A 20,335-nucleotide genomic window follows, 5' to 3' on the forward strand; every position below is an offset into this window, starting at 1 on the left:
TACCAAACACTTACGGAAAACAGGGAGACTCGATGAAAAAGGTTGCACTTGTCCTGCTCGGCGCTTTGGCCGGTTTATTGTGGAATGCCAGCGCAACGGTTGCGCAGACCAGCCCAGGCTCCCCTGCGCCTTCGCGGCTCGACGAGATCGTCGCACGCGGCACGCTGCGCGCATGCACCACGGGTGACTACAAACCCTATTCGTTTTATAAGGCGGACGGCCAGTTCGAGGGCATCGATATCGACATGACGGAATCGCTGGCGAAGTCGCTCGGCGTGAAGGTGGAGTACGTCAAGACCTCGTGGTCGAATCTGATGAACGACTTCGTCGCGAAGTGCGACATCGGCATGGGCGGCGTGTCGCCGACGCTGGAGCGCCAGAAGCGTGCGTTCTTTACGCAGGCCTATATGGTCGACGGTAAGACGCCGATTGTCCGATGCGATGACGTCAACAAGTATCAGACCGTCGCGCAGATCGACCAGCCGAGCACCCGGGTGATCGTCAATCCAGGCGGCACTAACGAGCGCTTTGCAAAACAGTACTTCCCGCACGCGAACCTGACCGTGTATCCCGACAACGTGACGATTTTCAAGCAGATCCTTGCCGGCAAAGCCGACGTCATGGTCACGGACGCATCCGAGACCCTGCTGCAGCAGAAACTGAATCCGGGCCTGTGCTCCGTCCATCCGGACAAACCGTTTCAATATGGCGAAAAGGCATGGCTGCTGCCACGCGGCGATATCGTCTTCCAGGAATATGTGGATCAGTGGCTGCACCTCGCGCGAGCGACTGGCGAGTATCAGGCTATCTCGGATAAATGGCTGAAGTGATGGTTTGAATGTCTGGGACGATGGCGCGGCGTGGCTCGCTTGCATGCTTTTGGCAGTCGTGCGCCTAAAGGAACGTGTAACGGCAAACCGTCTCCGTGGCTCCCGGTCGTGACGTCCGGCGACTGCGCTCGCGAATGAACCGGCCCCTTTTCCGCAGGCCTTCGACTGTTTCTGTTGCGATGCAGCGCGTACTCTTGCAAAGACAAACTTTGGAGTTGCTGCATGACGTGGGGACGACGGTGCGCGCCTTTCGTCAGAAAAACGATGAGTCCACAACAAGTTCATGCGGAATTTACTTCATGGATTGCATTGCAATATGCACCACGAATGGCATTAATCGGCCGTACGAAATTGCGGGTATGTCATGGGTAAAACCTACGCTTTAAACGGGCAGTTTTAGCAAAATGTCCCGCAAACCCTTATCTGTCGGGCGTTACAACCTGAAACACTTTGTTACCGCGCTCCCCGGGTAATTCGCACACAATGCCCTCAACGGTTTCAACACGGATGTGGCTGTGTGCGTGGTGTGAGCGGATACGATGCACTTGCCGATCGGCGCATGCCGAAGCCCTGTGAAGGGGCATCCCTGCTGGGGCCGTAAATGACACAGGGTTGTCGTTCCAGTCGGTTCCTACTTTGGTCTCCTCGCGCTAACCCCGTAGCGTGTGGTTTTTAGCGGGCTCCAGGCCCGCTTTTTTTTCGTCTTGCCAAACGTTTGCGAGCCGTCTGCGACGCTTTCCGCGTCGCTGTCCGGCAGGTGTGCATTAGTTTGCTGCTCTGACCTGATCTCTCTCTCGTTGCAGACGCCGCAACCGACAACCAGCCGGGGTCTATCGCAGCTGCGCGCCGGGTTTCCTTTGACGCGCGCCGCTCACGCAGTCTTGTCTTCCTTCAGATCCAGTTCCCGGATCATCCGATCACGCATGATGAATTTCTGGACTTTGCCCGTCACGGTCATCGGCAGTTCGTCCACGAAGCGAATGTGTCTGGGTATCTTGTAGTGTGCAATCTGACCGTCACAGAACTGACGAATGTCGTCGACTGTGGCCTGCTCACCCGGGCGCAGCACGATCCACGCACACACTTCCTCGCCGTACTTCGAATCCGGCACGCCGAATACCTGCACACTCTGGATCTTCGGGTGGCGAAACAGGAACTCCTCGATTTCACGCGGGTAGATATTTTCGCCGCCGCGAATCAGCATGTCCTTCAGTCGGCCGACAATGTTGCAGTAGCCTTCGCCGTCGAGCGTAGCCAGATCGCCGGTATGCATCCAGCCGTCGACGACGCTTTCACGCGTCTTCGCCTCATCGCCCCAATAGCCCTGCATCACCGAATAGCCGCGCGTACAGAGCTCGCCGGTCTCGCCAACCGGCACAATCTCGCCTAGCGGATCGATGATCTTGACCTCCAGGTGGGGCTGGATGCGGCCGACGGTCGTGGTGCGCTTGTCGAGCGGGTCCGTGGTCGAGCTCTGGAACGACACGGGGCTCGTCTCCGTCATGCCGTAGGCGATGGTGATTTCCGCCAGGTGCATCTGCGAGACAACCTTTTTCATGGTTTCGATCGGACAAGGCGAGCCAGCCATGATGCCGGTGCGTAGCCGCGACAGGTCGTAAGTGGCGAAGCTCGGGTGATCCAGCTCGGCGATGAACATGGTCGGGACCCCATGCAACGCGGTGCACTTTTCCTCCGCGACTGCCGCGAGGGTCGCCGCGGGATCAAACCCTTCGCCCGGAAACACCATGTTCGCGCCCACCGACACGCACGCCAGCACGGCCAGCACCATACCGAAACAGTGGTACAGCGGCACGGGTATGCACAGCGCGTCCTGCTCGGTCAGACGCATCGCCATCGCAATGAAGCGGGCGTTGTTGACCACGTTGCTATGCGTGAGCGTCGCGCCTTTAGGGTTGCCCGTCGTGCCGCTCGTGAACTGGATATTGATCGGCTCGTGGCACGTGAGCGTCGCGCCGATCGCATCGAGTCTCTCGGTGTCGAGCGACGCCCGCCCTTGCTCGATCAGGTCGGAGAAACTGAGCATGCCGGGCGTTTCGGTATCGCACATGCGAATCACATAGCGCAGTTCGGGCAGACGCGCCGCGCGCAGTTCGCCCGGTGCCTGCGTGGCGAGTTCGGGCGCAAGCGTCTGGAGCATGTCGAGGTACATCGACGTCTTGAAGCGTTCCGCCGCAATGACCGCTTTGCAGCCGACCTTGTTTAACGCGTATTCCAGTTCGGCGATCCGATAGGCCGGGTTGATGTTGACGAGAATCGCGCCGATGCGAGCAGTTGCGAACTGCGTCAAGAGCCATTCGACCCGATTGGGCGACCAGATGCCGACACGATCCCCCTTCTCGATGCCCAAAGCGAGAAGACCGGATGCCAGCACGTCGACTTCATCGGCAAATTCGCGCCACGTCCAGCGAATGCGCTGCTCGCGGAACACGACGGCAGGACGGTCTGGAAAGCGCGCGACAGTATCAAGGAGGAACTGGCCCACCGTTGCTTCGCTGAGCGGAATGTCGGTCGTCCCGCGGACATACGAGAGTCCGTTCTCAGGTTCGATGAGTGCACCTTCGCCTGACGCGTACGTTGCCATGGTGTTGTCTCCGTGGGCGGATGCTCGCCCTATTGAAATGAATCTGAAACCAATTGTGCCATTCGCACGAGGCCGCCCGGCATCAAGTCTTACCCGCAGCGCCAAGGCTTGTAGGGTTACAAGCGACGACGTTTGACGTACCTGGCGAGCAGCACAATTTCGCTGACCTTTCCGTAAACGTCAAGCTCGGGGCAAAAAAAAGCAGCCGGTCAGGCTGCTTTTTCTTTGATACGTATCGCCTAGTTCTGCCCGCGCAGTTTGCGTAAACGCTGGATCGCAGCGAGCTGAGCCGTTGCGTAGGCCAGTTCCGCTTGCGCGGTTGCGTACTCCAGGTTCGAACCGGTGTTTTGCAACGCCTCTTCTGCACGCTTTCGTGCATCTTCGGCTTTGGCTTCGTCGAGATCCTTGCCGCGGATGGCGGTGTCGGCGAGAACCGTCACTGCGCCCGGCTGAATTTCGAGGATGCCGCCGGCGACGAACACGAACTCTTCGTCGCCGTTTTCAGCTTCAATGCGCACCGCACCCGGACGAATCCGCGTGATGAGCGGCGTGTGGCCCGGCAGAATGCCGAGTTCGCCCGCTTCGCCCGGCAGTGCGACGAACTTCGCCTGGCCCGAGAAGATCTGCTCTTCCGCGCTGACGACGTCTACTTTGATGGTTGCCATATCGACTCCTGTGTCGACCAGGGTTGGCGCTTCTGCGCGTACCCCGGTCCCATGCAAAGCGCGACGAGTGATTGCGTTGCCCGCCAACACTCGTGCCATGCAAGGCGTGGTTGAGTGTACCCAGAGGCGCCGTTCGCGCGATCCAGACCATTGACGGTATCCGGCTCGCGCGGATCTGCTGCGCCCGCTTCAATACCTCAACCTTTACTGGATCTTCTTGGCCTTTTCGAAGGCTTCGTCGATCGTGCCGACCATGTAGAACGCTTGTTCCGGCAGGTGGTCGCATTCGCCGTCAACGATCATCTTGAAGCCACGGATCGTTTCCTTCAGCGGCACATACTTGCCCGGCGAGCCCGTGAACACTTCAGCGACGTGGAACGGTTGCGACAGGAAACGCTGGATCTTACGAGCGCGCGCCACGGCGAGCTTGTCTTCCGGCGCCAGCTCGTCCATACCCAGAATCGCGATAATGTCGCGCAGTTCCTTGTAGCGCTGCAGCGTTTGCTGCACGCCGCGCGTGATCGAGTAGTGCTCTTCGCCGATCACGTTCGGGTCGATCTGACGCGAGGTCGAATCGAGCGGGTCCACTGCCGGGTAGATGCCCAGCGAAGCGATGTCACGCGACAACACGACGGTTGCGTCCAGGTGGCCGAAAGTCGTGGCCGGCGACGGGTCGGTCAAGTCGTCCGCAGGGACGTACACGGCCTGAACCGACGTGATCGAACCGGTCTTGGTCGACGTAATGCGCTCTTGCAGCTTACCCATTTCTTCAGCCAGCGTCGGCTGATAGCCCACTGCCGACGGCATACGGCCGAGCAGTGCCGACACTTCAGTACCGGCCAGCGTGAAACGGTAGATGTTGTCGACGAAGAACAGCACGTCCAGGCCTTCGTCGCGGAAGTACTCAGCCATGGTCAGGCCGGTCAGCGCGACGCGCAGACGGTTGCCCGGCGGCTCGTTCATCTGGCCGTACACCAGCGCGACCTTGTCCAGAACGTTCGAGTCCTTCATTTCGTGATAGAAGTCGTTCCCTTCGCGGGTACGCTCGCCAACACCAGCGAACACGGAGTAACCACCGTGTTCCTTCGCGATGTTGTTGATCAGTTCCATCATGTTCACGGTCTTGCCCACGCCGGCGCCACCGAACAGACCCACCTTGCCGCCCTTCGCGAACGGGCAGATCAGGTCGATAACCTTGATGCCGGTTTCGAGCAGTTCCGTCGACGGCGACAGTTCGTCGAACGCCGGAGCCTTCTGGTGAATGCCGCGAACCACGTCCGTATTGATCGGGCCGGCTTCGTCGATCGGGCGACCGAGCACGTCCATGATCCGGCCGAGGGTCGGCTTGCCAACCGGCACGCTGATCGGCTTGCCCGTGTTTTTCACGAGCGTGCCGCGGCGCAGCCCGTCCGATGCACCCAGACAGATGGTGCGGACGACGCCGTCGCCCAGCTGTTGCTGGACTTCGAGGGTCAGTTCCGAACCGTCGAGAATGAGCGCGTCGTAAATCTTCGGCATCTGGTCGCGCGGAAATTCCACGTCGATCACCGCGCCGATGCACTGTACGATCTTGCCTTCTACCAAAGCAGTAGTACTCATCGCTTTTCCTTTAGATACTCAATTCTTCACTCGCGCAAGGGCGCAGTTTGGTGGGGGCGCCTAGCCGGAGTGCGCCACACAGGGCGCACACGAAGCAGCGTGTCCGAACTTCAAGCTCAGACGGCCGCCGCGCCACCGACGATTTCCGACAGTTCTTTCGTGATCGCGGCCTGACGGCTCTTGTTGTACACAAGCTGCAGTTCGTTGATGACCGTCTTCGCGTTGTCCGAAGCGGCCTTCATGGCGACCATGCGGGCCGACTGCTCCGACGCCATGTTTTCCGCGACGGCCTGATAGACCAGCGCTTCGACATAACGCACCAGCAGTTCGTCCACCACCGCCTGCGCATCCGGCTCGTAGATGTAGTCCCACTGCGTAGTCGGCGTCGTGCCGTCGTCTTCCTTACGCTCGAACTGGTCTGCCGACAACGGCAGCAGTTGCTCGATCACCGGCTCCTGCTTCATCGTATTGACGAAGCGCGTGTACGCCAGATACACCGCCGAAACCTTGCCTTCCGAGTACAGGTCGAGTTGCACCTTCACCGCGCCGATCAGCTTTTCCAGATGCGGCGTGTCGCCCAGATGCACGACGTTCGACACAATCCTCGCACGCAGACGGTTCAGGAAACCCAGACCCTTGGTGCCGATCGCCGTTGCTTCGACCGTTTTGCCCTGTGTTTCCAGTTCCTTGAACTTCTGCAGCGACGCGCGCAGCACGTTGGTATTCATGCCGCCGCACAGACCCTTATCGGTCGTCACGAGGATGAAACCCGCCGTTTTTGCGCCTTCGTTCGACACCATGAACGGGTGACGATACTCAGGGTTCGCACGGCTCATGTGTGCAGCGATGTCGCGGACCTTGTCGGCATACGGGCGAGCAGCGCGCATGCGCTCCTGAGCGCGGCGCATCTTCGATGCAGCCACCATCTCCATCGCTTTCGTGATCTTGCGCGTGTTCTGCACGCTCTTGATCTTGCCGCGAATTTCCTTCATTCCAGCCATTGCTTGCTCCTTGTCGGCCCGGGTCAGCGCCTTGGGCGCTCACCCGGTCCCATGCAAAGCGATTGAAACAGCGCGGTCCGGTTGCCTTCGGCCCGCGCCGCTTCAAAATCTCTTTATGCCTTGCGGGTCACTCGCGGATCAAAATGCGCCGGACTTCTTGAAGTCTTTGAGAGCCGTGTGCAGCAGGCCTTCGTCGTCCTTCGAGAGTTCCTTGGTGTCTTCAACGCGCTTGATCAGATCAGCGTGCTTCGCCTTCAGGTAGTCGCGCAGGCCCTTTTCGAACGGCAGCACTTGCGCGACTTCCAGATCGTCGAGGTAGCCGTTGTTCGCGGAAAACAGTGCGACGGCCAGTTCCCACACCTGCAGCGGCTGATACTGCGGCTGCTTCAGCAGTTCGGTCACGCGACGGCCGCGTTCCAGCTGCTTGCGGGTTGCTTCGTCGAGGTCCGACGCGAACTGCGCGAACGCAGCCAGCTCACGGTACTGCGCGAGGTCGGTACGGATACCGCCCGACAGCTTCTTCACGACTTTGGTCTGAGCCGCACCACCGACACGCGACACCGACACGCCGGCGTTGATTGCCGGGCGGATACCTGCGTTGAAGAGGTCGGTTTCCAGGAAGATCTGGCCGTCGGTAATCGAGATCACGTTCGTCGGAACGAATGCGGTCACGTCGCCGGCTTGCGTTTCGATAACCGGCAGCGCCGTCAGCGAACCGCTCTTACCTTTGACTTCACCATTCGTGAACTTCTCGACATACTCTTCCGACACGCGAGCAGCGCGTTCGAGCAGACGCGAGTGCAGATAGAACACGTCGCCCGGATATGCTTCACGGCCCGGCGGGCGGCGCAGCAACAGCGAAATCTGACGGTACGCCCAAGCCTGCTTGGTCAAGTCGTCATAAACGATCAGCGCGTCCTGGCCGCGATCGCGGAAGTATTCGCCCATCGTGCAACCGGCGTACGGTGCGAGGTACTGCATTGCAGCCGATTCCGAAGCCGAAGCAGCCACGACGATCGTGTATTCCAGCGCGCCGGTTTCTTCCAGCTTGCGGACCACGTTCATGATCGACGAAGCCTTCTGGCCAATCGCGACGTAGATACAGAAGAGGTTCTTGCCCTTCTGGTTGATGATCGTGTCCACAGCAACCGCGGTCTTGCCGCATTGACGGTCGCCAATGATCAGCTCGCGCTGGCCACGGCCAACCGGCACCATTGCGTCGATCGACTTCAAACCGGTCTGAACCGGCTCGGACACCGACTTACGCCAGATCACGCCCGGCGCGATTTTTTCGATTGCGTCGGTTGCTTTTGCGTTGATCGGGCCCTTGCCGTCGATCGGGTTACCGAGTGCGTCGACCACGCGGCCGAGCAGTTCCGGGCCCACCGGCACTTCGAGAATACGGCCCGTCGTCTTGACGATGTCGCCTTCCGAAATGTGTTCGTACTCACCCAGAATCACGGCACCGACCGAGTCGCGCTCGAGGTTCAGTGCGAGACCATAAGTGTTGCCCGGGAATTCGAGCATTTCGCCTTGCATCACTTCCGACAGGCCGTGAATACGCACGATACCGTCGGTCACGGAGATCACCGTGCCCTGATTGCGAACGTCTGCGCTCGCTTCAAGGCCCTGGATCCGGCTCTTGATCAGCTCGCTGATCTCAGAGGGATTGAGTTGCATTATTCGCTCCTGATAGTCAATTCTGTTGCGTGCCAGCCGCTTCGGCGCAATAAGCGCTTCAGGCCGTCAGAGCCGTTTGCATGCTGGCAAGCCGCGCGCGGACCGAGGTATCGAGCACTTCATCGCCGACCGTCACCCGCACGCCGCCGATCAGCGACGAGTCGGTCTGGACGGTCGGTTTCAGCTTGCGTTTGAACTTGCGTTCGAGACTTGCGACAAGGTCGTTCAACTGCTCGCCTTCGAGCGGGAATGCGCTGACGATCAGCACATCGGCCGCCCCTTCGCGGGCGTTCTTCAACTCTTCGAACTGCGCGGCGATTTCCGGCAGCAATTCCAGGCGATGGTTGTCCACCAGCATCTGCACGAGGTTTTTCGCCTGCGCATTGTCCTTGAGCGGCGACTTGACCGCGGCCAGCAGCAGTTCGCTGACCTGGGCACGGCTCACTTTCGGGCTCGAGGCGATCGACAGCACTTCGGGCAGACGCGCAACCTGTGCCAGCTCCTGCACGAGCGTGGACCAGGCGGCGATGTCACCAGCTTCGGCCACGCCAAACAGCGCTTCTGCGTACGGACGGGCGATGGTTGCAAGTTCGGCCATGATCAGAGCTCGGCTTTCAGTTGATTCAGCAGGTCAGCATGCGCCGCCTGGTCGACTTCGCGCTTCAGGATCTGTTCAGCGCCCTTCACGGCGAGTGCAGCGACTTCGCCGCGCAGCATTTCGCGCGCCTTCACAACTTGCTGCTCCGCATCGGCTTTCGCTTGCGCGATGATGCGAGCGGCTTCGGCTTGCGCTTGCGCCTTGATTTCGTCAGCCACGGCGACCGCGCGTTTTTCCGCGTCGGCGATACGTTGCTGGCCGTCATTGCGAGCCTGGGCCAATTCCTGGTCGACGCGCTTGTGAGCGGCTTCGAGTTCGGCCTTGCCCTTTTCCGCAGCCGACAAACCGTCAGCGATCTTCTTCGAGCGCTCGTCGAGGGCGTTGATCAGCGGCGGCCACACGAACTTCATCGTGAACCACGCGAGGATCAGGAACACGACCATTTGCGCAAACAGGGTTGCGTTGAGATTCACGGTGTTTCCTTAAACGTTGCTAGTTCGGAAAGTGAAACGGCAAGGCGCTCATCGATTCTGTATTCGATCAGCGCCTCAGTGCCCGTTCCGCCCTGCGCCTTCAGTTATAGCTCAGGCGCACACTTCCGAGGAACCTCAGCCTGCCAGCTTCGACAGCAGCGGGTTCGCAAACGCAAACAGCATTGCCACACCGACGCCAATCAGGAACGCCGCATCGATCAGACCAGCCAGCAGGAACATCTTGGTTTGCAGCGGGTTCATCAGTTCCGGCTGACGAGCACATGCTTCGATGTACTTGCCGCCCATCAGGCCGATACCGATACAGGCGCCGATTGCACCCAGGCCGATGATGATGCCGATACCGATGGCGGTCAGACCCTGGATGTTGGCGATGAAAGCTTGCATGATCACTCCTTTGTGAAAAGTCTTTTAGAACTGGTTGGAACTGGGGATTTAAAACTGCGATTCTTTGACCGACAGCGCAGGTTAGTGCGTGTCGTGTGCCTGGCCGATGTACACCAGCGTCAGCATCATGAAAATGAACGCCTGCAGCAGAACGATCAGGATGTGGAAGATTGCCCACACGCTGCCGGCGATCACGTGGCCGATGAAGCCAAGCACCGTCGTGTCCGCGCCGAAGCTCCAGATGCTGCCGAGCAGGGCAATCAGCAGGAACAACAGTTCGCCCGCGTACATGTTGCCGAACAGCCGCATGCCGAGCGAGACCGTCTTCGCGACGAACTCGATGATGTTCAGTGCAAGGTTCGGGATCCACAGAAGCGGATGCGCGCCGAACGGGGCCGACAGCAGTTCGTGCACGAAGCCGCCTGCGCCCTTGATCTTGAAGTTGTAGTAAATCATCAGCGCGAACACACCGAGGGCAATGCCGAGCGTACCGTTCAGATCAGCGGTCGGAACAATGCGGTGGTGCGGGATGACTTCGGACAGACCGAGCCAGCCAATTACGTGGCCGGGCAGGTCGACGGGGATGAAGTCGAGCGAATTCATCAGCGCGACCCAGACGAACACGGTGAGTGCCAGCGGGGCGATGAAAGTACGCGTGCCGTGGATCATCGATTTCGATTGATCCTCGACCATTTCCACCAGCATTTCGATCGCGCACTGGAAACGGCCCGGCACGCCGGACGTTGCCTTGCGGGCAGCGAGATGCAGAATGAAGATGGTGGCCAGACCGCAAACGATCGACCAGAAGAGGGTGTCCAGATTCCACACGTGAATGTCGAAAATCGACGTCTGGTGCGCGGTGGAAAAGTTCTGCAAGTGGTGCGCGATGTACTCGGACGGATCCATCGCGCGCGTGCCTTCGCTAGCTGCCATATCGTTAAAGCCACCCAAATTGTCGAAAATCTTTTTAGGCTGCACCCGCAGCAATTCTCTATTGCGGGAACACGCCGGGTGCGGAGCCTGTCAATCCGCACACCTCGTACCAGCGCTGCGCGCTGGTCTTAAATTTTTTGCTGCTACATTTTTGCCGCTGCTACCTTAGCGCCACGCCAGGGCGATCCAGTATGTTTTGAGCGCGATGAGGTAAGTCACGAGCAGCGGAACCCAGCGTACGTCGTGATACCAGAAGGCGATGGCTACAAACATCGCGATCGTTGTCCCCATCTTGAGCGCTTCGCCGATCATCCAGCTCATTACCGTTTCGGCGCCGCTCAGCGTTCTAAGTCGTGCCGCGAATAACGCGCCCGGCACCCAGCAGATCGCACCTCCCAGGAACGCTGACAGCGCAGCAGCGCCCGGCGGCTTATAGAACAGCCACCACACCAGCGTAGCACCCAGGGACAAAACCATTTGCGCCGCCACGACCTTAAACGGCGTAACGCGCGATGGACGACTCACATTCGGACCAAACAGCTTCTCGGCCTCGGCCCGCGTGAGCGGAACGACATTGTTATCTTGCTGCTCGGCGTCCCACGCTTCGTCAGACAGGGCGCGCTGACCACCAGACGCGTCGGGAATGGTGCCTTCGCGGTGCTCGTCGCGCCCATTTGCCGGCGCTTGATTCGACGCTTTGACCGCCATTGCCGTGTTCCGAATGTCTTGTTCAGTCCGCCAGCTTACGCTGCGCTTACGGGGTTGCCGTGCAATTAAATCCGGGCGATTGTAAGCGATAGTTGCAGGCAATTCAAGACTTTAGGGCCTTCAATAAGGCGTGGGAAAAGCGTGGCGACAACGCGCAAACCGAACTCAAGCGTCCCGAAACACCAGAAATGTAAGGCAGCAGGTTACTGTACAGCGTGCTCGTGCGCTTAAACTATGACGCGCGATGAACTGTACCGTTCAAACGCCTCGGTGCACGTCTCGAAAATGCAACAAGCACACATTTTCATAGCCGCGCAGAGATCTGCTGGGCACGCGGGCACTACGTTGTGTCGTAGCGCGTGCAAGTGTCGGTCGGGCTCGCAGAGTGATTCGGTTCGCCACGACGCTGCACCTCTTCTCCGCCAGTCAAGCTGGTTCAAACTCAGTGATCCTTAATTGTTCGATGAGTATTTAATTAGGAATCCATTCTATATCCATCGCCGAGCTTGCCGCTTGGGAGTCGGGGCGCCCGCTTCGGGCACCCGCAACGTCTTCTTCGGGTACCGCTATCAGGCCGTCGCGTTTCCGCGCAATTTGACGAGAATGCCCTCGAGCGCGTCCAGGTCGCCGAAATCGACCAGCACCTGCCCACGGCCACGTCGGCCGAGTTTGATCTTGACGGTTGCCGCCAGCAGATCCGACAACTCTTCCTCGAGCCGGCGCGTATCGCGACCGCCGTCGGCATTGGCGCGCGACTTCACGGCGGGTGCGGCCTTCGTGGTAGCCGTGACGAGCTTTTCGGTCTCGCGCACAGACATTCGTTTGTTCACCACCTGATTGGCGAGCGTGATCTGTGTCGCGGCGTCGACGGCAAGCAACGCGCGCGCGTGTCCCATGTCGAGATCGCCGGCAAGCAACATTGTCTGCACGGGCGTAGCAAGGTTGAGCAGACGCAGGAGATTCGACACCGCGCTTCGCGAGCGCCCGACCGACTCCGCCGCTTGTTCGTGCGTAAAGTTGAATTCATCGAGCAAGCGCTGAATCCCTTGCGCTTCTTCCAAAGGATTCAAATCTTCGCGCTGAATATTCTCAATCAGCGCCATGGCGGCCGCCGCCTGGTCCGGCACGTCCTTGACGAGCACCGGCACTTCTTCGAGACCCGCCAGACGCGCCGCGCGGAACCGCCGCTCACCGGCAATGATCTCGTATTTATCTGCCGACACCGGGCGCACGAGGATCGGTTGCATCAGTCCCTGCGCGCGGATGCTGGCTGCTAGTTCCTGAAGCGCGCCCTCGTCCATGCGCGTGCGCGGCTGATATTTGCCCGCCTGCATCTTGCTGAGCGGCAGCACGTTCGGCGCGCCTTCGATCGCCACCGCTTCGGCGATATCCGGGCTGCCGCCAAGCAACGCTTCCAGCCCGCGTCCTAATCCCTTCTTTCTTGCTACTGCGTTCATCGTGCTTCCTCGATCCGCTTAGGATGCCTGGGGCGCGTCAGTCAACGCACGCACCCGCTCAATCATTTCCACGCCGAACTGCACATACGCCTGTGCGCCGCGCGACGCCTTGTCGAATACCACGCCCGGTAACCCGTAACTCGGCGCTTCCGCGAGGCGCACGTTACGCGGAATCACCGCATCGAACACCTTGTCGCCGAAATGCTCTTTCAGTTGATCCGATACTTGCTGCTGAAGCGTGATACGCGGGTCGAACATCACGCGCAGCAGGCCGATCACCTTCAGCTCGCGATTCAGGTTTGCATGGACCTGCTTGATCGTGTTGACGAGGTCGGACAGACCTTCCAGGGCAAAGTACTCGCACTGCATGGGTATAACGACACCGTGGGCGGCGCACAGGCCATTCAGCGTCAGCAGCGACAGCGCCGGCGGGCAATCGATCAGCACGAAGTCATACTCGCTTTCTACCGCAGCCAGCGCCACTTTCAGTTGCCGCTCACGATTCTGGATGCTGACCAGTTCCACTTCGGCGCCAGCCAGTTCGCGATTCGCCGGCAGAACGTCGTAGCCGACCGCCTCCGGCCGAATCCGCGCATCGGCTACCGACGCGCCATCCACCAGCACCTCGTAGACGGTGGTTGCGCACGCGGCCTTATCGATGCCGCTGCCCATCGTGGCGTTGCCCTGCGGGTCCAGGTCGATAAGAAGGACCCGCTGTCCCTGCGCTGCCAAGCTCGCGGCCAGATTCACTGCAGTCGTCGTTTTGCCGACGCCGCCCTTCTGGTTCGCAACGCAGAAGATTTTTGCCATCGTTGGTGTGTCCCTTTTGCTGCTAGATAGTGATGAACGGGGGTTTCGCTTCCCGCTGTCTCAGCGTGCCGTGGCTGGCGGACGATGCCGTCACCTGGCTTCGTCGACGAGAACCTTGATCAGGTGGCGCTCTGCTTCCAGCAATGGCACGTCGAGCCGTATTACCTGTTGCACGTGGGCGTAGGCCGGCAGACGCTCGATTTCCCCGTCTGGACGCACGCCTTTCATTGCCCAGATCGCACCCTTGTCCGCAACCAGATGACGGGCCAGTGTAACGAAATCCGTGAGCTCTGCGAATGCGCGGGAAACGATTATGTCGAACCTGGCTGGGACTTCGGCCCCTGCGCGCAGTGTTTCCACACGGCCCGTCACAACGGAGAGGTTGCCTAAGCCGAGCTCGGCTTTGGCTTGCGCCAGGAATGCGGTTTTCTTGTGAACAATGTCATTCACCGTAACGGTCCATTCCGGCAACACGATCCCCAACACGATCCCCGGCAGTCCGCCGCCCGAGCCCACATCGAGAGCCGACGACGGTCCGCGCGTCGCAAGATGCGGGACGATGGACAGCGAATCCAGAATGTGCTGAATGAGCATTTGACGGGGATCGCGAATCGCCGTCAGGTTATAGACCGCATTCCACTTGGACAACAGCGCGACATAGTCCAGAAGCTTGTCGCGCTGCGCCGCGCTTAGATCGAGGCTCAGCTTGCCGATACCCTCTTCGAGCAAAGTCGCCAGTTCGCCTCGATTTGCGCCCTTCTGCGTTACCGTCATTGCGTCACCGGCGTGCCGTCGTTTCCGGGCTTAACCGACTCTCTCGCCTTCCCACGTCGACCCAAGCCACGTTTCAGATGGACCATCAGCAGCGAAATAGCCGCAGGCGTAATCCCCGAGATTCGTGAAGCCTGCCCGATGGTTTCCGGTCGGAACTGGGTCAGCTTCTGGCGCGCCTCGAAAGACAGGCCGCGAACTTCCGCGTAGTCCAATCCTTCGGGAAGACGCGTGTTTTCATGAGCCTCGTTCCGTTCGATTTCGCCTGCCTGACGGTCGATATACCCCTGATACTTGATGCCGATCTCGATCTGTTCCTTGATTTGCGCGACCAACACCTGATCGTCTGCAAGCGGTTCCGGAGCAACGCAACTGCCGCCCCGCAGGCCGCACACGCCGTCATAGCTCACGCCGGGGCGCCGCAGAAGGTCAGCCAGACTGTATTCATGGTCGATCGGCTTGCCAAGCAGCGCTGTCGCCTCATCGGCGGACAAGGTTTTAGGGTTGACCCAAGTTGTGCGAAGGCGCTCTGTTTCACGTGAAACAGCGCCGCGCTTGCGGCTGAATGCATCCCAGCGGGTGTCGTCGACTACGCCAAGTTCGCGCCCCACTTCAGTCAAACGCATATCCGCATTATCTTCCCGCAGACTCAAGCGATATTCTGCGCGGCTTGTGAACATACGATACGGCTCTGAAACGCCACGCGTGACGAGGTCGTCGACCAATACGCCAAGGTAAGCCTGATCGCGGCGTGGACACCAAGCGTCCCTCCCCTGCACGAACAGCCCCGCGTTGATCCCAGCCAGCAGGCCTTGGGCGGCGGCTTCCTCATAACCCGTCGTTCCATTAATCTGGCCCGCGAAAAACAAGCCGTTGATCACCTTCGTCTCAAGCGAAGCCTTCAGGCCACGCGGGTCGAAGTAGTCATACTCGATTGCATAACCCGGCCGAAGAATATGCGCGTGCTCCAGGCCCCGCATCGAGCGGACGAGCTCAAGCTGTACGTCAAACGGCAGACTGGTCGAGATACCGTTCGGATAGAACTCGTTCGTGGTCAGGCCTTCCGGCTCAAGGAATATCTGGTGCGATTCTTTCGAAGCAAAACGGTGGATCTTGTCCTCAATCGATGGGCAATACCGCGGCCCGACTCCCTCAATCACTCCCGTGTACATCGGCGAACGATCCAGTCCGCCGCGAATAATGTCATGCGTGCGCTCATTGGTATGTGTGACCCAGCAAGGCACCTGACGCGGGTGTTGCTCCACTCGCCCGAGAAACGAAAACACGGGCACTGGATCGAGATCGCCAGGCTGCTCTTCCAGTCTTGAAAAGTCGATCGTCCGACCATCGATGCGAGGCGGCGTACCGGTTTTAAGACGGCCCTGTGGCAGCTTCAATTCCTTGAGTCGCGCCGACAGCGACACAGCGGCAGGGTCGCCTGCGCGTCCGCCCGTGTAATTATTCAATCCGACATGGATTTTGCCGTCCAGGAAAGTCCCAGCCGTCAGCACGACGGCGCGCGCGCGGAAACGCACTCCCACCTGCGTCACCGCCCCCACGACGCGGTCGCCCTCCACCATCAGGTCTTCGACTGCCTGCTGAAAGAGCCACAAATTCGGCTGGTTTTCCAGTCGGTGCCGAATCGCCTGCTTGTAAAGCAGCCGATCGGCCTGAGCGCGCGTCGCCCGCACGGCTGGCCCTTTCGACGAATTCAGGATACGGAACTGGATGCCGGCTTCGTCCGTGGCGGCCGCCATAGCGCCGCCGAGAGCATCGACCTCCTTGACCAGATGGCCCTTGCCGATACCGCCGATGGACGGATTGCAGCTCATGTGACCGAGGGTTTCGATGTTATGCGTTAGCAGGAGCGTGGTGTTGCCCATGCGTGCCGAGGCCAACGCGGCTTCAGTACCGGCGTGACCACCACCGACGACAATGACGTCAAATTCTGTTGGGAAGAGCATTGCGGATCTCACGCCAGATCGTCGCGTGAGCCTTCAAAGTAGAAAAGTATGGGCGAATTATAACGGGTTCGGTTTAGACCCGAATTCGGCAGATTCGTGAATCAAAGAAAAAGCGGTGTGTTTCACGTGAAACACACCGCTTCAAAAGGCGACAACAGAATGCCGAAGACGACTGCTACGCCGCTTTCTTTGCCAATCCCAGATAGGTTTCGATCACCCGCGGATTCTGCGCCAATTCGATCGCCGGACCTTCAAGCGCCAGTTCGCCCGTCTCCAGCACGTACCCATAGTCGGAAATCTGCAAGGCTGCGCGCGCATTCTGCTCAATCAGCAGAGTGGCAACGCCGGTCTGACGTAACGCGCTAATAATATGGAAGATCTCTTTCACGATCAACGGAGCAAGGCCGAGGCTGGGCTCATCCAGCATTAGCAGGTCGGGTTTGCCCATGAGCGCCCGACCGACCGCCAGCATCTGCCGCTCGCCGCCAGAGAGCGTTCCAGCCGCCTGCTTGCGGCGCTCCTTCAGCCGGGGGAACAGCTCGAACACATGGTCCAGCTGGTCGAGGAAATTGCGCTCCCCCGCACGTTTGCGCCGATATGCGCCGAGCACCAGATTGTCTTCAACGGTCATGGACGAAAACAATTCACGCTTCTCCGGCACCAGACACATTCCGCGCGCCACCCGCTTTTCGACCGGAACTGCGCCGACTTCTTCACCTCGGTAAGTGATCGCACCCTTTGCATGCCCGGAAGTCGGCAATGCTCCCATGATGGCGTTCAGAAGCGTGGACTTGCCCGCTCCGTTCGGCCCAATCACGGACACGATTTGCCCTGCCCTCACCTGAATGGCAGCGCCATGCAACGCCTCCACCTTTCCATAGCGCACCGAAAGACCGGCGACCTCGAGAATCGGCGCTGCGTCGTTCACTGTGTTGTCCATCATTCCACTCCGCCAAGATACGCTTCGAGCACGGCAGGATCCTGCTGCACTTCCTGAGGCAGCCCTTCTGCGATGCGCGTTCCAAACTCCATCACCACCAGGCGGTCGGTCAGATTCATCACGAAATCCATATCGTGCTCGACGAGCAGAACGCTCATGCCTTCGGCTTTCAAGCGACGGAGCAAGTCAGCGAGTTGCAGTTTCTCCTGATAACGAAGGCCCGCAGCCGGTTCATCCAGCAACAGCAACGTCGGATCGCAGCACAAGGCCCGTGCGATCTCGAGAATCCGCTGCTGACCGAGCGCCAGGCTGCCGGCTTCGTCGTACATGTGCTGCTCGAGCCCGACCCGGCGAATCTGTCGCGCGGCTTCCGCCATCAAACGCGCTTCCTCGGCACCGTTCAAGTGGGCGATGCTGCGCCAGACACCGGCCTGCCCCCGCAGATGCGCACCAATCGCGACGTTTTCGAGGACCGTCATGCCAGGCAGCATCTTCACATGCTGAAAAGTGCGTCCAATACCGCGCTTGACGATTTCGCGCGAGGTCAGCGAGTCGATGCGCTCGCCACGAAACGTGATCTCGCCGCTCGTTGCCTGCAGCACGCCCGTCACCAGATTAAAGGTGGTCGACTTGCCCGCGCCGTTCGGACCGATCAAGCCGATGATCTGCCCTGCCTTCACCTGGAAGCTGACGTCGTTGACCGCCACTAATCCGCCGAACTGCTTGCGCGCCTTGTTTACGGTCAGGAGATCCTCTCCCGCAGCGGGTTTGCTGCGCTGCGGCAGCGGCTCGGCATGATCCGCGAGGTGAGCGCGCGGGCCTTTCGGAAAGAATCGGGCAACGAACGGCCACACGCCTTGTCGCGCGTACTGCAACAACAACACCATCAGAATGCCGAACACGATCACTTCGAAGTTGCCGTTTTCGCCCAGCAGTTTCGGGAGCAGCGTCTGCAGATAATCCTGCAGGATGGTGAGAATTGCCGCACCAAGCACGGCACCCCACACATGCGAGACACCGCCCACCACGGCCATGAACAGAAACTCGATGCCATGATTCAGACCGAACGGCGTCGGATTCACGGCCCGCTGCAGATGCGCATACAGGAACCCGGAAATCGACGCCAATACTGCCGCATAGACGAAGATCACCACCCGCATCCACCCCGTGTTGACGCCCATCGCTTCTGCCATCAGGCCGCCGCCACGCAACGCCCGAATCGCGCGGCCGGGCCGGCTGTTAAGCAGATTTTGAACAGAAATCACCGCGCCAAGCACGACCAGCCAGATCAGGTAATAGATATGGCGGCCGGACTCCAGATTGATACCGAACACGTTCAGGACTGGAATGCCGTTGATCCCGTCGTATTTGCCGAGCATTTCCAGGTTGCCGAACAGGTAGAAGAGCGCGAGGCCCCACGCGATCGTGCCGAGCGGCAGGAAGTGTCCGGACAGACGCATTGTCACGAGACCCAGCATCAATGCGATGAACGCCGTTACGAGGACACCCGCGATTAGCGCGAGCCACGGCGACACTCCGTACTGCGTCGTCAGATAAGCCGTTGCATACGCGCCGATACCGACGAACGCCGCCTGACCGAAACTGGTCATCCCGCCGATACCCGTCAGCAGCACGAGCCCGATTGCGACGATCGAATACAGGCCGATGTAGTTGAGAAGCGTCACCCAATACTCAGGGATGTGAACTGGCTGCGGCAAGACTGGCAGCGCAAACAGCACCACGAGGAACAGCCAGAAGAACTTGTTTTGCATGATCCGTTTCATCGCGTCACTCCTCGTCTTCTTCCGAGTGCGGGCTGGCCAGACTTCGCCACAGCAGCACAGGAATGATGAGCGTGAACACGATGACTTCCTTGTAAGCGCTCGCCCAGAACGACGAATAAGATTCCAGCAAGCCGACCAGGATTGAACCCGCCGCCGCCAGCGGATAGCTGACAAGACCGCCGATAATTGCGCCGACAAAGCCCTTCAGACCGATCAGAAAGCCCGAGTCGTAGTAGATGGTAGTCAGCGGTGCAACGAGAATGCCGCACAGCGCGCCGAGACCGGCGGCAAGTGTGAACGCGAGCCGCCCCGCCTGTGTCGTGCCGATGCCGACGAGCCGCGCGCCCAGCCGGTTGACCGACGTTGCGCGCAACGCTTTACCGGAAATCGAGCGGTCGAAGTACAGATAGAGCGCGCCGATCAGCACGACCGCGGTCCCGACGACCCACAGGCTTTGGCCGGAGATGGACAGGCTGCCGACATTGAACGTCGCGTCCGAGAACGCCGTGGTGCGGGACCCTTCCGCGCCGAACATCACGAGCCCGAGGCCGACCATCGCGAAGTGCACGGCCACCGCCACGATCAGCAACAGCAACGTGGTCGCTTCGGCGATCGGCTCATAGGCCAGCCGATACACGAACGGCCCCATCGGAATCACGATCAACAGCGTCAGCGCGATCTGCGCGAGCATCGGAAGCGGCTGAAGAAAAACGCCGCGCGTCAGTGCGTAGACGGCAACCGGAAACAGCAGGTATTTGCCGGCCAGCAGCGCCAACGTACGCGCCGCATGCCGGCGCCGCTCGGGATGCCGCACCATCGCCGCAACGTCGACGACAAAACATGCCGCGCCCATTGCCATCAGCAGCCAGCAGGTGGCCGGAAATTTTTGTGTCTGCAGTGCGGCGAGCGTCAACGCGCCGTACGAAACGAACTCGCCCTGCGGAATGAAGATCACCCGCGTCACGGAGAACACCAGCACCAGCGCAAGCGCGAGCAGCGCGTAAATCGCGCCAGTGGTGATGCCATCCTGCGCAAGGATCGCCGCAATTGATAGATCCATACTTCCTCGTCCTGAAGCGTCGAATGCGAAACCGGGAAACAGTCATGGCGGCACA

18 protein-coding genes are annotated in these 20,335 nt (G+C 59.9%); 1 reads left to right on the forward strand and 17 read right to left on the reverse strand.

Features of this window, described 5'->3' with window-relative positions; translation table 11 throughout:
- Window positions 1-32: 32 nt before the first annotated feature.
- The gene (locus AAGS40_RS15100) at window positions 33-830 is read left to right on the forward strand and encodes a transporter substrate-binding domain-containing protein (RefSeq protein ID WP_345812317.1); all 798 of its coding nucleotides are present in this window, start codon (window positions 33-35) and stop codon (window positions 828-830) included.
- 871 nt (window positions 831-1,701) lie between these two features.
- Here AAGS40_RS15100 and AAGS40_RS15105 read toward each other — a convergent pair.
- The 17 genes from AAGS40_RS15105 to AAGS40_RS15185 form a co-directional block, all read right to left on the reverse strand.
- Window positions 1,702-3,432, reverse strand: coding sequence for an AMP-binding protein (locus tag AAGS40_RS15105; RefSeq protein WP_345812318.1), 1,731 nt, complete (start codon window positions 3,430-3,432; stop codon window positions 1,702-1,704).
- A gap of 239 nt (window positions 3,433-3,671) precedes the next feature.
- Window positions 3,672-4,097, reverse strand: coding sequence for a F0F1 ATP synthase subunit epsilon (locus AAGS40_RS15110; RefSeq protein WP_345812320.1), 426 nt, complete (start codon window positions 4,095-4,097; stop codon window positions 3,672-3,674).
- Window positions 4,098-4,301: 204 nt separating this feature from the next.
- On the reverse strand, window positions 4,302-5,696 hold the full coding sequence (gene atpD / locus AAGS40_RS15115; protein WP_345812321.1) for a F0F1 ATP synthase subunit beta: 1,395 nt from the start codon (window positions 5,694-5,696) through the stop codon (window positions 4,302-4,304).
- 116 nt (window positions 5,697-5,812) lie between these two features.
- Window positions 5,813-6,697: a F0F1 ATP synthase subunit gamma gene (gene atpG / locus AAGS40_RS15120; protein WP_345812323.1), complete on the reverse strand. Its 885-nt coding sequence runs from the start codon at window positions 6,695-6,697 to the stop codon at window positions 5,813-5,815.
- 138 nt (window positions 6,698-6,835) lie between these two features.
- The gene (gene atpA / locus AAGS40_RS15125; protein WP_345812325.1) at window positions 6,836-8,377 is read right to left on the reverse strand and encodes a F0F1 ATP synthase subunit alpha; all 1,542 of its coding nucleotides are present in this window, start codon (window positions 8,375-8,377) and stop codon (window positions 6,836-6,838) included.
- 58 nt (window positions 8,378-8,435) lie between these two features.
- Window positions 8,436-8,975 carry a F0F1 ATP synthase subunit delta gene (locus AAGS40_RS15130; RefSeq protein WP_345812326.1) on the reverse strand — a complete coding sequence of 180 codons (540 nt, stop codon included), beginning with the start codon at window positions 8,973-8,975 and terminating at the stop codon, window positions 8,436-8,438.
- Between the two features lie 2 nt (window positions 8,976-8,977).
- Window positions 8,978-9,448 (reverse strand): F0F1 ATP synthase subunit B, encoded by a 471-nt coding sequence (locus tag AAGS40_RS15135; protein WP_345812327.1) that lies wholly within the window; start codon window positions 9,446-9,448, stop codon window positions 8,978-8,980.
- 135 nt (window positions 9,449-9,583) lie between these two features.
- Window positions 9,584-9,853: a F0F1 ATP synthase subunit C gene (atpE, locus tag AAGS40_RS15140; RefSeq protein WP_007180033.1), complete on the reverse strand. Its 270-nt coding sequence runs from the start codon at window positions 9,851-9,853 to the stop codon at window positions 9,584-9,586.
- A gap of 81 nt (window positions 9,854-9,934) precedes the next feature.
- Window positions 9,935-10,786 carry a F0F1 ATP synthase subunit A gene (atpB, locus tag AAGS40_RS15145; protein ID WP_091797855.1) on the reverse strand — a complete coding sequence of 284 codons (852 nt, stop codon included), beginning with the start codon at window positions 10,784-10,786 and terminating at the stop codon, window positions 9,935-9,937.
- A gap of 165 nt (window positions 10,787-10,951) precedes the next feature.
- Entirely contained in the window at window positions 10,952-11,494 is a 543-nt protein-coding gene (locus AAGS40_RS15150; RefSeq protein WP_345812337.1) for an ATP synthase subunit I, read from the reverse strand.
- 569 nt (window positions 11,495-12,063) lie between these two features.
- Window positions 12,064-12,951: a ParB/RepB/Spo0J family partition protein gene (locus tag AAGS40_RS15155; RefSeq protein WP_345812338.1), complete on the reverse strand. Its 888-nt coding sequence runs from the start codon at window positions 12,949-12,951 to the stop codon at window positions 12,064-12,066.
- A gap of 18 nt (window positions 12,952-12,969) precedes the next feature.
- The gene (locus AAGS40_RS15160) at window positions 12,970-13,761 is read right to left on the reverse strand and encodes a ParA family protein (RefSeq protein WP_345812339.1); all 792 of its coding nucleotides are present in this window, start codon (window positions 13,759-13,761) and stop codon (window positions 12,970-12,972) included.
- Window positions 13,762-13,851: 90 nt separating this feature from the next.
- Window positions 13,852-14,535 (reverse strand): 16S rRNA (guanine(527)-N(7))-methyltransferase RsmG, encoded by a 684-nt coding sequence (rsmG, locus tag AAGS40_RS15165; RefSeq protein ID WP_345812340.1) that lies wholly within the window; start codon window positions 14,533-14,535, stop codon window positions 13,852-13,854.
- A complete protein-coding gene (gene mnmG / locus AAGS40_RS15170) occupies window positions 14,532-16,496 on the reverse strand; it encodes a tRNA uridine-5-carboxymethylaminomethyl(34) synthesis enzyme MnmG (RefSeq protein WP_345812341.1) in 1,965 nt (654 codons plus the stop codon). The genes rsmG and mnmG overlap by 4 nt, the downstream gene beginning before the upstream one ends.
- Window positions 16,497-16,671: 175 nt before the next feature.
- A complete protein-coding gene (locus AAGS40_RS15175; protein ID WP_345812342.1) occupies window positions 16,672-17,436 on the reverse strand; it encodes an ABC transporter ATP-binding protein in 765 nt (254 codons plus the stop codon).
- Entirely contained in the window at window positions 17,436-19,220 is a 1,785-nt protein-coding gene (locus AAGS40_RS15180; RefSeq protein ID WP_345812344.1) for a branched-chain amino acid ABC transporter ATP-binding protein/permease, read from the reverse strand. Before AAGS40_RS15180 ends, AAGS40_RS15175 begins: the two co-directional genes overlap by 1 nt.
- A gap of 4 nt (window positions 19,221-19,224) precedes the next feature.
- A complete protein-coding gene (locus tag AAGS40_RS15185) occupies window positions 19,225-20,280 on the reverse strand; it encodes a branched-chain amino acid ABC transporter permease (RefSeq protein WP_345812345.1) in 1,056 nt (351 codons plus the stop codon).
- Window positions 20,281-20,335: the final 55 nt, after the last annotated feature.

Origin of the sequence: Paraburkholderia sp. PREW-6R, from assembly GCF_039621805.1 — a bacterium.
Classification (GTDB): Bacteria; Pseudomonadota; Gammaproteobacteria; order Burkholderiales; family Burkholderiaceae; genus Paraburkholderia.